The following is a 13,887-nucleotide window of genomic DNA, read 5'->3' on the forward strand; positions in this document are numbered from 1 at the left end:
CATGAACTACTTGATCCAGCAGGCCTCCATCCTCGGCGGCGAACCGGCCGACGTGCTGATCGCAGACGGCAAGATCGCCCAGCTGGGCAGCATCGCTGCCCCCGGCGATGCCCAAGTCATCGACGCGAGGAATCTCGTGCTCCTGCCCGGACTCGTCGACACCCACACGCACCTGCGCGAGCCAGGCCGCGAAGACGCCGAGACCGTGGAAACCGGCTCCCGGGCCGCGGCCCGCGGCGGCTACACCGCCGTGCACGCGATGGCCAACTCCACCCCGGTAGCCGACACCGCCGGCGTCGTCGAGCAGGTCTACGAATTGGGCCGCAAGGCAGGCTGGGTGGATGTCCGCCCGGTCGGCGCGGTGACCGTCGGGCTGGCCGGCAAGCAGCTGAGCGAGATCGGCGCGATGGCCGATTCCCGCGCCCAGGTGAAGATGTTCTCCGATGACGGCATCTGCGTCTGGGACCCGCTGCTGATGCGCCGCGCCCTGGAATACGTGAAGGCCTTCGACGGCGTCATCGCCCAGCACGCCCAGGAACCGCGCCTGACCGAAGGCGCCCAGATGAACGAGGGCGAAGTCTCCTCCATCCTGGGCATGCCCGGTTGGCCAGCGGTCGCCGAGGAATCGATCATCGCCCGCGATGTGCTCCTGGCCGAGCACGTCGGCGCCCGCCTGCACGTGTGCCACGTGTCCACGGCCGGCTCGGTGGAGATCATCCGCTGGGCCAAGGCCCGCGGCATCCAGGTCACCGCGGAGGTCACCCCGCACCACCTGCTGCTGACCGACGAGAAGGTCCGCACCTACGACCCGGTCTTCAAGGTCAACCCGCCGCTGCGCCGCGAAGAAGACGTGATGGCGCTGCGCGCCGGCGTTGCCGACGGCACCATCGACGTGATCGGCACCGACCACGCCCCGCACCCGTCCGAGGCCAAGGACTGCGAGTGGGGAGCGGCCGCCATGGGCATGACCGGGCTGGAGACCGCGCTGTCCATCGTGCAGCACACGCTGGTCGACACCGGGCTGATGGGCTGGCAGGGCGTTGCCCGCATTACCTCCGAGGTGCCCGCGCAGATCGGCCGCGTTGCCGACCAGGGCCGCCCGATCGCGATCGGCGAGCCCGCCAACCTGACCCTCGTGGACCCGGCAGCCCGCTGGATCGTTGATCCGGCCGCCATGGCCACCAAGGGGCGCAACTCGCCGTTCGCCGGCATGGAGCTGCCAGGATCGGTGCGCGCCACCTTCTTCCACGGCCACGCCACCGTGCTCGATGGCCAGCTGGCTACCCCGAGGACGGCCAATGCCTGAGGGAGCACTGACCCCGGTCATCTGGACGATCGTCGCGATCGTCGCAGGCGTGGGCCTGATCCTTCTCGGGTGGCGGAACCTCAAGGCCCGGCAGTCCGCGATTCCTGAGCCTTTCGAGGACTTCGCCGACCAGGTGGAGCACAGTTTCGCAGGCATGTACGTGGTCACCACCGGATTCGACGACTGGCTGGCCCGCATCGCGGTCCATGACCTCGGTGTGCGCACCAACGCCACCTTGGAACTGGGACGCGAAGGGCTGCACCTGATCCGTTCCGGAGCCCGCGATGTGCACATCCCATGGGAGCACTACGAGGACGTGAAGCGCAGCAACGGGATGATCGGCAAGGTCGTGGAGAAGAACGGCCTGATCGTCATCACCTGGAACAAGGACGGCTTCACCTTCGATACCGGATTCCGTCCCCGCTACCACGAGGACACCCCAAAGATTTATCAGTTGCTGGCGTCGCACAACGACGTAAGCCGAGCAGGAGACAAATAAGTGAATTCCCTGAGCAACCTACCAGCCGTGTTGGTACTTGAAGATGGTCGCATCTTCCGCGGGCGCAGCTATGGCGCCGTGGGCACCACCCTGGGTGAAGCAGTGTTCACCACCGGCATGACCGGCTACCAGGAAACCCTGACTGACCCGTCCTACGCGCACCAGATCATCGTGCAGACCTTCCCGCACATCGGCAACACCGGCGTGAACTCGGAAGACCCGGAATCCACCCGCATGTGGGCTGCCGGCTACGTGGTGCGCGACGCCGCCCGACGGCCTAGCAACTGGCGCAGCGAGCGCACCTTGGATGCAGACCTGGTCGAATACGGCATCGTCGGCATCCAGGGCGTGGACACCCGCGCGCTGACCCGCCACCTGCGCGACGCTGGCGCAATGAAGTCCGGCATCTTCTCCGGCGATGACGCCGCGAAGACCGACGCCGAACTGGTTGCCCTGGTCAAGGCGCAGCCGTCGATGGCGGGACGCAACATCTCCGCCGAGGTTTCGGTGGACACCGCCTACATCGTCGAGCCAGCCGACCACGGCTACGAGGGCGAGGCCAAGCACACCGTGGCCGCGATCGACCTGGGCATGAAGTCGATGACCCCGCACCGCCTGGCCGAGCGCGGCCTGCGCGTGCACGTGCTGCCGTACAACGCCACCCTGGAAGACATCCAGGCCACCGGCGCCGAGGGCGTCTTCTTCTCCAACGGCCCGGGTGACCCTGCCACGGCCACCACCCAGGTGGAGCTGGTCCGTTCGGTGCTCGATGCCGGCATGCCGTACTTCGGCATCTGCTTCGGCAACCAGATCCTGGGCCGCGCGCTGGGCTTCGACACCTACAAGCTGCGCTTCGGCCACCGCGGCATCAACCAGCCGGTGATGGACAAGGCCACCGGCCGCGTGGAGATCACCAGCCAGAACCACGGCTTCGCCGTCGACGCGCCGATCGAAGGCGCCGTCACCGCGCCGGTCGAGCGCTTCGGCAAGGTCGAGGTCTCGCACTACTCGCTGAACGACCACGTGGTCGAGGGCCTGTCCTGCCTGGACATCCCGGCCTTCTCCGTGCAGTACCACCCAGAGGCCGCATCCGGCCCCCACGATGCCGCCTACCTCTTTGACCGCTTCATGACCGCGTTGGATTCCGCCGCAGAAAAGGACAGCAAGTAATGCCTAAGCGCACCGATCTGAAATCAGTTCTCGTCATCGGTTCGGGTCCGATCGTCATCGGCCAGGCCGCTGAATTCGACTACTCCGGCACCCAGGCCCTGCGCGTGCTGAAGGAGGAGGGCCTGCGGGTCATCCTGGTCAACTCCAACCCGGCCACCATCATGACCGACCCGGAATTCGCCGACGCCACCTACGTCGAGCCGATCACCCCCGAGGTCGTCGAGAAGATCATCGCCAAGGAACGCCCCGATGCGATCCTGCCGACCCTGGGCGGCCAGACCGCGCTGAACACCGCCATCGCCCTGGACAAGTCCGGCGCCCTGGCCAAGTACGACGTCGAGCTGATCGGCGCGAACATCGAAGCCATCGAGCTGGGCGAGGACCGCGAGAAGTTCAAGGGCGTCGTGGAGCGCTGCGGCGCCGAATCGGCCCGCTCGGTCATCGTGCACACCCTGGACGAGGCCTTCGCCGCCGTCGAGGAACTGAACTACCCGGTGGTCGTCCGCCCGTCGTTCACCATGGGCGGCCTGGGTTCGGGCATGGCCTACAACCCGGAGGACCTGCGCCGCATCGCGGGCGCCGGCCTGCAGTACTCGCCAACCACCGAGGTGCTCCTTGAGGAGTCCATCCTGGGCTGGAAGGAATACGAGCTGGAGATGATGCGCGACAAGAACGACAACGTCGTGGTCGTCTGCTCCATCGAGAACTTCGATCCGGTCGGCGTGCACACCGGCGACTCGATCACCGTCGCCCCGGCGATGACCCTGACCGACCGCGAATACCAGAAGCTGCGCGACATCTCGATCGCGGTCATCCGCGAAGTCGGCGTGGACACCGGCGGCTGCAACATCCAGTTCGCCATCGAGCCGGATACCGGCCGCGTGGTGGTCATCGAGATGAACCCGCGCGTCTCGCGCTCCTCGGCACTGGCCTCCAAGGCCACCGGCTTCGCGATCGCCAAGATCGCCACCAAGTTGGCCGTGGGCTACACCCTGGATGAGATCCCCAACGACATCACCCAGAAGACCCCGGCCTCCTTCGAGCCGGCCCTGGACTACGTGGTCGTCAAGGTCCCGCGCTTCGCCTTCGAGAAGTTCCCGGCAGCGGACAAGACCCTGACCACCACCATGAAGTCGGTGGGCGAAGCGATGGCCCTGGGCCGCAACTTCACCGAAGCGCTGCAGAAGGCCCTGCGCTCCTTGGAGCAGAAGGGCTCCGAGCTGTCCTTCGAGCCGATCCCGGAAGCCGAGCACGAGGCCGTGCTGGCCTCGATCGTGAAGGGATCGACCGAACGCCTGTCGCTGGTCCAGCGCCTGCTGTTCTCCGGCGTGTCCATCGAGAAGCTGTTCGAAACCACCGCGATCGACCCGTGGTACCTGGACCAGCTGCAGCTGATCAACGAGGTCGCGCAGCTGGTGGCAGCGAACAAGCACCTGCCGGAGCACGTGCTGCGCGAAGCCAAGCGCCACGGCTTCTCCGATGTGCAGCTGGCCCAGCTCACCGGAAAGGCCGAAGCCGTTATCCGCGGCATCCGCCACGCCCTGGGCGTGCGCCCGGTCTACAAGACCGTGGACACCTGCGCCGCCGAGTTCGAGGCCTTCACCCCTTACATGTACTCCTCGTACGATGAAGAGACCGAGCTGGCGCAACACGAGAAGAAATCGGTCATCATCCTGGGCTCGGGCCCGAACCGCATCGGCCAGGGCATCGAGTTCGACTACTCCTGCGTCCACGCGGTGATGGCGCTGCGCGCCGAGGGCTACGAGACCGTCATGGTCAACTGCAACCCCGAGACCGTCTCCACCGACTACGACATCTCCGATCGCCTCTACTTCGAGCCGCTGACCTTGGAGGATGTCCTGGAGGTCATCCACGCTGAAGAGGAAACCGGCGGCGTGCTGGGCGTGTTCGTCCAGCTTGGCGGCCAGACCCCGCTGAAGCTCGCCGCCGAGCTGAAGGCTGCCGGCGTGCCGATCCTGGGCACCTCGCCCGAGGCCATCGACCTGGCCGAGCACCGCGGCGCCTTCCAGCAGGTGCTGGATAACGCCGGGCTGGTGGCGCCGAAGAACGGCACCGCGGTGTCCTTCGCCGATGCCAAGACCATCGCCGACTCCATCGGCTACCCGGTGCTGGTTCGCCCTTCCTACGTGCTGGGCGGGCGCGGCATGGAGATCGTGTACGACGAGGCCAACCTCGAGCGCTACATCTTGAACGCGACCGAAATCACCGTGGACCACCCGGTACTGGTGGACCGCTTCCTGGAAGACGCCATCGAGATCGATGTCGACGCCCTGTTCGACGGCACCGACCTGTACGTCGGCGGCATCATGGAGCACATCGAGGAAGCCGGCATCCACTCCGGCGACTCGGCCTGCACCCTGCCTCCGATCACCCTGGGCGCCGATGTGCGCGACCGCGTGAAGGAAGCCACCCGTGCGATCGCCGAAGGCGTGGGCGTGCGTGGCCTGATCAACATCCAGTTCGCCCTGGCCAGCGACATCCTGTACGTGATCGAAGCGAACCCGCGTGCATCGCGCACCGTGCCATTCACCTCGAAGGCTACCGGCGTGCAGCTGTCCAAGGTCGCCGCGCTGATCGGCGTGGGCCGGACCCTGGCCGAGATGCGCGGCAGCTACCTGCCAGCATCCGGCGATGGCGCGCACCTGCCGGAATCGGCGGCGATCGCGGTCAAGGAAGCAGTCATGCCGTTCGCCCGCTTCCGCACCCCGGAGGGCAAGGTCGTCGACTCGCTGCTCGGCCCTGAAATGCGCTCCACCGGCGAAGTCATGGGCATCGACAAGTACTTCGACACAGCTTTCGCCAAGTCGCAGGCCGCAGCGAATAACCCGCTGCCAACCGGCGGCAAGGTCTTCGTCTCGGTCACCAACCGCGACAAGCGTTCGATCGTCCTGCCGGTCAAGCACCTGGCAGACAACGGCTTCGAGATCATCTCCACCGGCGGCACCGCAGAAGTGCTGCGCCGCAACGGCATCCCGACCCAGGTGGTCGGCAAGCTGCACGAAGGCGGAGAGTCCATTGTCGATTTGATCGTTGCCGGGCAGATCGGCCTGATCCTGAACACCCCGTCGGGTTCGGATGCACGTGGCGATGGCTACGAAATCCGCGCCGCCGCGACTTCGGTCGGCACCCCGGTCATCACCACCGTGGCGGAGTTCAACGCTTCGGTCCAGGCGATCGATGCCCTGCGCGAGTACGAGTGGGATGTCACCAGCTTGCAGGTGCACGACGCCAACCTGAACGCGGCGCGCAATGCCTAAGCCGATCCCATTCGGGCAGCGGCTGCGTTCAGCCATGCAGGCTTCCGGCCCGCTGTGCGTGGGGATCGATCCCCACCCGGCGCTGCTGGAAGCCTGGGGGCTGGAGGATACGGCCGAGGGTGTGCGATCTTTCTCACTGACCGTCGTGGAAGCGATGGCCGGTGCGGCGGCAATCCTGAAGCCCCAGGTTGCCCTGTACGAGCGTTTCGGGTCCAAGGGATTTGCCGCGTTGGAAGAAACCTTGAGTGTGGCGAAGTCCGCTGGACTGCTCACGCTGGCCGACGCCAAGCGCGGGGATATCGGTTCGACCATGGCGGCGTACGCGACTGCATGGCTCGATGATGCTTCTCCGCTGGCTGCAGATGCGGTGACTTTGAGCCCATATCTGGGTTATGAATCGCTGCGTCCGGCACTGGATTTGGCTGCTGAAACCGGCAGGGGAGTGTTCGTTCTCGGACTGACTTCCAACCCAGAGGGGCCGTCTGTGCAGCACGTCGGTGGGGAAAACTCGGTTGCTAAATCAATTATTGACCAAGTCACTGCGGATAATGCATATGCAGAAGATTTAGGACATGTCGGGTTGGTTGTCGGTGCGACCATCGGGGACGCACCGGCCAAGCTCGGAATTGATCTGGCAGCCTCCAAGGCTCCGCTGCTCACTCCGGGACTCGGGGCCCAGGGTGCCACGGCGGCGGATATTGCCAAGTCATTCGCCTCCAGCTACGGCCAGGTATTGGGCACGAGCAGCAGGGACATCCTCAAAGAGGGGCCGAATAAGGCCGCTCTGAGGGAAAAAGCCCTGCGGGTTCGGGACGAATTGCTGGCAGCTAGCTAGCAAAAAATTTGAATAAGTGACATAGGCGCGTTGTGGCTATTAGAGTTTCTAGTAGCCACAACGCGTTTAGTCTTGCAAAAGCAGCGTTAGCTCGCTATGTTTCTCAACATAAGCCTTAGTCCACTACAACTGAAGGATGGCTGAACGATGGTACTGCGAGAACTCTCTGACGAAGATCGTATCCGCGCCCGCGCCAAGGCACTCGCCGCACGCACTCGTCGTGCAGAAATCAAGGCGGAGTTCAGTGCCGGCAAAATTTCCATCACCGAGGTACTAGACTTGGTATACGAAGATGAAGCCGTGGGACGCATGCGTGTCATGGACCTTCTGGAATCGGTACCGGGCGTAGGTGAAGTACGCGCGGCAAACTTGCTGGAGCGACTTGGCATTTCCCCTTCCCGCCGTCTGCGCGGACTGGGACGCAAGCAGCGCACCGCAATCACCGAGCACTTCAAGCAAAGCCCGCCAAAAACGAAAGTGTAGTCAATGACCGCTGCGTCGGTAACTGTTCTAGCCGGCCCCACGGCAGTAGGCAAGGGCACCGTCTCTACCTACATCCGCGATAACTATCCAGATGTCTGGCTCTCGGTGTCCGCAACGACCCGAAACGCAAGGCCAGGGGAGCAGGACGGAGTCCACTACTTCTTCGTGGGCCCCGAGCGCTTCCAGTCCCTGGTTGAGGAAGGCCAGATGCTGGAATGGGCTGTTGTCCATGGCCAGAACAGCTACGGCACGATTCGATCGACGGTTGAAGATGCAGTGGCAGAGGGCAAGAAGGTCCTGCTGGAAATCGATTTGCAGGGTGCGCGCCAGGTCAAGGAGTCGATGCCCGAGGCAAAATTCGTCTTCTTGGCCCCGCCATCATGGGACGAATTGGTGCGCCGCCTTGTGGGACGCGGCACTGAAACGGCCGAGGAACAGCAGCGCCGCCTAGAAACCGCTAAACTAGAACTTGCAGCGGAATCTGAATTCGACGTGACCATCGTCAACGACGATGTCGCACGTGCCGCCGAAGAGCTTGTAGCCCTCATGGGGCTAAAGAACGACAAATAGGGAGTCCTGTGTCCAACCCAGAGGGAATCATTAACCCATCGATCGACTCGTTGCTTGAGACCAACGACTCGAAGTACGCCATTGTGCTGAACTCGGCCAAGCGTGCACGCCAGATCAACGCCTACTACGCGCAGCTGAACGAAGGCCTGTTCGAGTACGTAGGCCCACTGGTAGAAACCAAGCTGAACGAGAAGCCGCTGACCATCGCCTTGCGCGAGCTGGACGACAACCTGCTGAAGGTTACCCCAGCCGAGGTCATCGAGGACTAATCGAAAAGTCGGCGCCCCTAAGCGGGCGCCTTCTTTTTCGTTAAGCTCCTTTTCTCCCGCACCCACCTCATCACCGCACCGAATCCTCGAGGAAGTACTTCGTGAAGCGAATTGTCCTAGGCGTTTCCGCTGGTATCGCCGCCTACAAGTCAGTACTCCTGCTGCGCTTGCTGCGCGAAGCCGGGCACCACGTCGACGTGATCCCAACCCGGAACGTCGCCAACTTCGTGGGCAACGCCACCTGGGAAGCCCTATCTGGAAATCCGGTGACCTCGAACGTGTTCGACGCGGTGGATTCGGTCAATCACGTGCGCCTCGGCCAGCAGGCCGATCTGGTGATGGTCGTGCCGGCCACCGCGGACGTCATGGCCAAGGCCGCTGCGGGAATCGCTGACGACCTTCTCACCGGGACCTTGCTGGCTACGCGGGCTCCGGTAGTGATGGCCCCTGCCATGCACACCGAAATGTGGCAGCACCAGGCCACCGTCGCGAATGTGCAGACCCTGCGGGATCGCGGCGTGCGGGTGATCGAGCCCGCTTCCGGGCGGCTGACCGGCAAGGATTCGGGTCCGGGCCGGCTTCCGGAACCCGATGAAATTTTCGCCGCAATCCAGGATCTGCTCGCCGATCCGGTGCTGGCCGGCACCAAGGTCTTGATCACCGCCGGCGGCACCCGTGAACCGCTGGATCCGGTGCGTTTCCTGGGTAACCGCTCGTCGGGCCGCCAGGGGGTCGCGCTGGCACAGGCTGCCCGTGATGCCGGGGCCGAGGTCACGTTGATCGCTACGCATCTGGAAGTGCCCGCGCCGCATGGCGTGCGGCTGGTGCACGCCTCCAGCGCGCTGGAGCTGCGCGAGGCGGTCTTCGACTGCGCTGAGGGCCAGGATGTGCTGATCATGAATGCCGCCGTCGCCGATTTCCGTCCGGCAAGAATCGAAAACTCGAAGATCAAGAAGCGCGATGAGCATTCGGCGCCGGTCATCGAACTGGTCCGCAACCCGGACATCCTCGCCGAGCTGGTCGGCGCCCGTAGCCGGAATCCGGAACTGCCGCCGTTCATTGTCGGGTTTGCCGCCGAGACCGGGGACGAGCAGGGGACCGTACTGGAATACGGCCGGGCCAAGCTGAACCGCAAGGGCTGCGAAATGCTCGTGGTCAACGAGGTGGGCGCGTCCCTGACCTTCGGGCAGGAAACCAACAGCATCCAGGTGCTTTTCGCCGGTCGCGCCGACTCGGTGCAGGCCTCGGGCAGCAAGCTCGAGGTAGCCCGCGTGGTCATCGAGCAGATTTCGAATGCAACAAAAAGTCATGCAGCTGTAACAAAGTGAGTGGCGCCATACGGTGCTTGTTCACGAAACGTACCAGATCTGCTTACCGGTCCCAGAGACCAGATAGAGTTATACGGTGACTTCAACAACCCCTGAACTTCGTCTTTTCACCTCGGAATCCGTGACCGAGGGCCACCCGGACAAGATTTGCGACCAGATTTCGGACGCGATCCTCGACGCCATGCTGGCGCAGGATCCGGACTCGAAGGTCGCCGTCGAGACCCTGACCACCACCGGGCTGGTGCACGTCGCCGGCGAGGTGACCACCAATGGCTACGTGGAGATCCCCGAGATCGTCCGCAAGACCATCCTGGACATCGGCTACGATTCCTCGGCCAACGGCTTTGACGGTGCGCGCTGCGGCGTGTCCGTGTCGATCGGCCAGCAGTCCCAGGAAATCCACGATGGCGTCTTCAACTCGCTGGAGTCGCGCGAAGGCACGGCCAAGGATCCCCGCGACATGCAGGGTGCCGGCGACCAGGGCCTGATGTTCGGCTATGCCTCGGATGAGACCGAGTCGCTGATGCCGACCCCGATTTTCCTTGCGCACCGCCTTTCCGAACGCCTGACCCAGGTCCGCAAGAACGGCCGCATGCCGCTGCTGCGCCCGGATGGCAAGACCCAGGTCACCATCGGCTACGACGGCGACAAGCCGGTCTCCGTGGACACCGTGGTCGTTTCCAGCCAGCACGCCGCCGAATACGAGCTGGCGACCCTGAAAGCCGACCTGCACGAAGAGGTCGTCACCCCGATCCTGGAGCGTTCGGGCCTGGACACCTCGAACACCAAGATCATCCTGAACCCATCGGGCCCGTTCATCATCGGCGGCCCGGTCGGCGATGCCGGCTTGACCGGCCGCAAGATCATCGTGGACACCTATGGCGGCTTCGCCCGCCACGGTGGCGGCGCCTTCTCCGGCAAGGACCCTTCTAAGGTCGACCGCTCGGCTGCCTACGCGATGCGCTGGGTGGCCAAGAACGTGGTCGCTGCTGGCCTGGCACGCCGTGCAGAGGTCCAGGTGGCCTACGCGATCGGCGTGGCCCGTCCGGTGGGCCTGTACGTGGAGACCTTCGGCACCGAGACCGTTGATCCGGCCAAGATCACCAAGGCCATCAACGAGGTGTTCGACCTGCGCCCGCTGGGCATCATCGAAGACCTGGACTTGAAGCGCCCGATCTACCGCAAGACCGCTGCCCACGGCCACTTCGGCCGCGAGGACAACGACTTCACCTGGGAGAAGCTGGACCGCGTCGACGCCCTGCGCAGCTGGTTCAACGCCTAGGATCAGAGCGTGCAGCAAGATGCCCTCATCTCAGCACCCGAGCCGGCCCGCCTCAAGCGGGTTGCCCGGGTGCTGATTGATTCTTCCCTACCGCACCTGGACCGCTTCTTCGACTACGAGATTCCGCCCTCGATGGCCCAAGACGCCGTGGCGGGGGTGCGCGTCAAGGTGCCCTTCGGGCCACAGCTGCTCTCCGGATTCATCGTTGAGGTGCTCGAGGACCACGCGCCGGAAATGAAGCTGCGGCCGCTGGCCAAACTGGTCAGCACCCAGGTGGCGCTGTACCCGGAAATTGTGTCCGCCGCGCAAGAGATTGCGACCCGCTATGCCGGAACCCTGTGGGATGTGGTGCGTCTTGCCGTGCCCGCCCGCGCGGCCAAGGTCGAAAAAGAGGAACTGGCCACCGTCGCGCCGCTGCTGCCCGAAGCACCGAACCAGCTCTCCCACTACGAGCACGGCGCCCAGGCGCTTGCCGCCTGGGGCGGTGGCGAAACCCTGCGGGCCGTTGCCACCTGGGTGCCGAATTTCTATGGTGCCTGGCCGGGGTTCTTGATGGATGCGGCCCGTCCGGTGCTTGAGCGCGGCCAGCGCGTGCTGCTGATCGTGCCCGATGCGCGCGATCTGCGATTGCTGGGCAGCTACCTCGATGAGCACTTCGGCGCCGAGTCCTATGCGCGCCTGCAGGCCGATGACGGGCCGACCCCGCGCTACCGCAACTTCCTGCGTGCCATCGGAGGTCATGTGCAGATCGTCATCGGCACCCGCTCGGCGGCGCTGTGCCACGTGCCCGGGCTGGAACTGATGATCGTGTGGCAGGACGCGGACCAGTCGCACCGCGAACAGCGCGCACCCTACCAGCACAGCCGCGAGGTGGCGTTGCTGCGCAGCCAGCAAGCCGGCATCTCCATGCTGATCGCTTCGCCATCGCGCTCGGTCGAGGCCCAGCGGCTGGTGGCGACCGGCTGGGCCACCGAGCTGAAGGTTCCCCGCGACCTGTTGCGTGCGCAAACCGCGCGCATTGTGGCCACCACCAATGATTTCGAGCTCGAGCGCGACCCGGTGCTGGCCCGGGCCCGCATCCCTTCGCTGGCCTGGCGGGAAGCCACCAAGGCGCTGGAATCCGGCCCGGTGCTGGTGCAGGTGGCGCGCACCGGGTTCATGCCGGCGCTGGCCTGCCAGGATTGCCGGACTCCGGCGCGCTGCACTGCCTGCCAAGGACCGCTGCACATCGCCGGCAAGGGCTCGCATGTGGCTTGCCGCTGGTGCGCCGAGCAATACCACGACTACCGGTGCGTGCACTGCGCCTCGCCGCGGATTCGGGCCGCCAGCATCGGCGCCGATCGCACCGCCGAAGAACTCGGGCTGGCGTTCCCCAAGGTCAACGTTATTTCTTCCACCGGAGCAAAGCCCGTGGACAAGATTCCCGGCAAACCGGCGCTGGTCGTCGCTACGCCAGGGGTCGAACCATTTGCCGAATCCGGCTACGCCGCGGTGCTGCTGCTCGATGCCGACAAGATGATGGCCCACGATTCGCTGCGCAACGCCGAAGAAGTCATCTCCCGCTGGTTCACCGCCGCCTCCATGGCCCGTTCTGGCGGTGTTGTGGTGCTCACCGGCAATCCGAGCCCTGCCGGGGCCGCGCTGGTGCGCTATGACCCGGCGAGCTTCGCCGAACGCGAATTGGCCGAGCGCCGCGAGGTGGGGTTGCCCCCGGCGGTACGCAGCGCGGTGATTTCAGGACTGGGCGCCGAACGGCTGGTCGCTAATCTTGACCCGGAAACCCGGGAGCGCGTGCAAATCCACGGCCCGACGGTGATAGACGGGCCCCCGGCCCAGCACCGCTACGTGCTCTTCTTCTCCTACGCCGATGGGCCGGCGGTGACCAAGGCGCTGCGCCACCTGCGCGCGAGCATGTCCGCGGCCAAGGACCCGGTCGTGAATATCGCTATCGACCCGGACGACGCGCTCTAGGATCCTGCCGCAGGCTTCTGAGCCCGGCCGGTTGCCAGCAGCTGCAGGAAGCCGTCGATGGCGGCGGCCGTTTCGGGCGCCTTCTCGTAGTGGATCAGGTGCCCGACGTTCTCGAGCATGACCAGTTGGGCGTTGGCGAAGCTGGCCCGCAGCGCCTCCTGGGTCTTCGCGGTGCCCAGTTCATCTTGCATGCCCCCGACCATCAGCGTCGGCATGCCCAGCGCAGGGGAGTAGTCCCCGACTGTTGCGCTGATCGAGGCGCGGTAGGACTGGGCCAATGTGGCACGCGAGTGGAAGCCGCCGAAGTAGGCGCGGTGCTGCTCGCGCACGTAGCCGCGGATTTCCGGGTCCCTGCTCTTGGTCATCACCAGGCTCATGGCGTCGCTGAACAGCTTGGAACGCAGCAGCGGTTCGCCGATGCGGGCCGGAAGCTTGGCGCACACCTCGTAGTAGGCGCTGGTGAGCTTGGCCAGCAGCGCCTGGTCGGACTCCAATGCCAGCTCGGAGATCGGGTTCAGCAAAACCAGCGCGGCAAAGCTGCGGACGGTGGCCAGCTTGGCGGCCACGATCGAGCCGAAGGAATGCCCCAGCAGGTGCACGGAGGAATCCAGCTGCAGCTCTTCGGCCAGCTGATTGAGCACGGCGGCGTACCCGTTGACGTCATGGGCCAGATCCACCATCGAGGTCGACGAGCCGAAGCCTGGAAGATCGGGAACGATCACCGTGTAGTGCTCCAGATGCGAGACGATGCGCGCCAGCCCGTGGTGGTCTCCGCGGAATCCGTGCACGGCATAGATCACCCCGCGGCAGGGCTGCTGGGCCGGGTGGGTGTAGACCCGGATTTCGGCACCGTTCAAATGGTGGGTGGTCACTAGCTGCTGTCGTGGGGCCATGGC

At 65.0% G+C, this 13,887-nt stretch carries 12 protein-coding genes; 11 read left to right on the forward strand and 1 reads right to left on the reverse strand.

Annotation, left to right across the window (positions count from 1 at the left end; translation table 11 throughout):
• Position 1 precedes the first annotated feature (1 nt).
• The 11 genes from ACRDT3_RS06760 to ACRDT3_RS06810 all read left to right on the forward strand — a co-directional run bounded on the left by ACRDT3_RS06760 (position 2) and on the right by ACRDT3_RS06810 (position 12,991).
• Entirely contained in the window at positions 2-1,306 is a 1,305-nt protein-coding gene (locus ACRDT3_RS06760; RefSeq protein ID WP_431492247.1) for a dihydroorotase, read from the forward strand.
• Positions 1,299-1,805 (forward strand): hypothetical protein, encoded by a 507-nt coding sequence (locus ACRDT3_RS06765; protein ID WP_431492248.1) that lies wholly within the window; start codon positions 1,299-1,301, stop codon positions 1,803-1,805. Before ACRDT3_RS06760 ends, ACRDT3_RS06765 begins: the two co-directional genes overlap by 8 nt.
• Positions 1,806-2,975, forward strand: a complete 1,170-nt coding sequence (gene carA / locus ACRDT3_RS06770) for a glutamine-hydrolyzing carbamoyl-phosphate synthase small subunit (protein ID WP_431492249.1) — start codon at positions 1,806-1,808, stop codon at positions 2,973-2,975. It begins immediately after the preceding gene.
• Positions 2,975-6,253: a carbamoyl-phosphate synthase large subunit gene (carB, locus tag ACRDT3_RS06775; RefSeq protein ID WP_431492250.1), complete on the forward strand. Its 3,279-nt coding sequence runs from the start codon at positions 2,975-2,977 to the stop codon at positions 6,251-6,253. The genes carA and carB overlap by 1 nt, the downstream gene beginning before the upstream one ends.
• Positions 6,246-7,088, forward strand: coding sequence for an orotidine-5'-phosphate decarboxylase (pyrF, locus tag ACRDT3_RS06780; RefSeq protein ID WP_431492251.1), 843 nt, complete (start codon positions 6,246-6,248; stop codon positions 7,086-7,088). Before carB ends, pyrF begins: the two co-directional genes overlap by 8 nt.
• Positions 7,089-7,235: 147 nt before the next feature.
• A complete protein-coding gene (gene mihF, locus ACRDT3_RS06785) occupies positions 7,236-7,571 on the forward strand; it encodes an integration host factor, actinobacterial type (RefSeq protein WP_013349055.1) in 336 nt (111 codons plus the stop codon).
• 3 nt (positions 7,572-7,574) lie between these two features.
• The gene (gene gmk, locus ACRDT3_RS06790; protein WP_431492252.1) at positions 7,575-8,141 is read left to right on the forward strand and encodes a guanylate kinase; all 567 of its coding nucleotides are present in this window, start codon (positions 7,575-7,577) and stop codon (positions 8,139-8,141) included.
• 8 nt (positions 8,142-8,149) lie between these two features.
• Positions 8,150-8,410 carry a DNA-directed RNA polymerase subunit omega gene (gene rpoZ, locus ACRDT3_RS06795; RefSeq protein WP_431492253.1) on the forward strand — a complete coding sequence of 87 codons (261 nt, stop codon included), beginning with the start codon at positions 8,150-8,152 and terminating at the stop codon, positions 8,408-8,410.
• Between the two features lie 101 nt (positions 8,411-8,511).
• Positions 8,512-9,738, forward strand: coding sequence for a bifunctional phosphopantothenoylcysteine decarboxylase/phosphopantothenate--cysteine ligase CoaBC (gene coaBC / locus ACRDT3_RS06800; protein WP_431492254.1), 1,227 nt, complete (start codon positions 8,512-8,514; stop codon positions 9,736-9,738).
• A 76-nt stretch (positions 9,739-9,814) separates the two neighbouring features.
• A complete protein-coding gene (gene metK / locus ACRDT3_RS06805) occupies positions 9,815-11,020 on the forward strand; it encodes a methionine adenosyltransferase (RefSeq protein ID WP_431492255.1) in 1,206 nt (401 codons plus the stop codon).
• 9 nt (positions 11,021-11,029) lie between these two features.
• Entirely contained in the window at positions 11,030-12,991 is a 1,962-nt protein-coding gene (locus ACRDT3_RS06810) for a primosomal protein PriA (RefSeq protein WP_431492256.1), read from the forward strand.
• Here the strand turns inward: ACRDT3_RS06810 and ACRDT3_RS06815 are convergent.
• Positions 12,988-13,884 (reverse strand): alpha/beta fold hydrolase, encoded by an 897-nt coding sequence (locus ACRDT3_RS06815; RefSeq protein ID WP_431492257.1) that lies wholly within the window; start codon positions 13,882-13,884, stop codon positions 12,988-12,990. The genes ACRDT3_RS06810 and ACRDT3_RS06815 overlap by 4 nt on opposite strands.
• Between the last annotated feature and the right edge of the window lie 3 nt (positions 13,885-13,887).

Origin of the sequence: Glutamicibacter sp. (assembly GCF_050701915.1) — a bacterium.
Taxonomy (GTDB): domain Bacteria; phylum Actinomycetota; class Actinomycetes; order Actinomycetales; family Micrococcaceae; genus Glutamicibacter.

Coding starts and splice junctions, on each gene's coding strand:
- ACRDT3_RS06760 (WP_431492247.1), top strand. CDS start 2: ATGAACTACTTGATCCAGCAGGCCTCCATCCTCGGCGGCGAACCGGCC.
- ACRDT3_RS06765 (WP_431492248.1), top strand. CDS start 1,299: ATGCCTGAGGGAGCACTGACCCCGGTCATCTGGACGATCGTCGCGATC.
- carB (WP_431492250.1), top strand. CDS start 2,975: ATGCCTAAGCGCACCGATCTGAAATCAGTTCTCGTCATCGGTTCGGGT.
- pyrF (WP_431492251.1), top strand. CDS start 6,246: ATGCCTAAGCCGATCCCATTCGGGCAGCGGCTGCGTTCAGCCATGCAG.
- mihF (WP_013349055.1), top strand. CDS start 7,236: ATGGTACTGCGAGAACTCTCTGACGAAGATCGTATCCGCGCCCGCGCC.
- gmk (WP_431492252.1), top strand. CDS start 7,575: ATGACCGCTGCGTCGGTAACTGTTCTAGCCGGCCCCACGGCAGTAGGC.
- ACRDT3_RS06815 (WP_431492257.1), bottom strand. CDS start 13,884: ATGGCCCCACGACAGCAGCTAGTGACCACCCACCATTTGAACGGTGCC.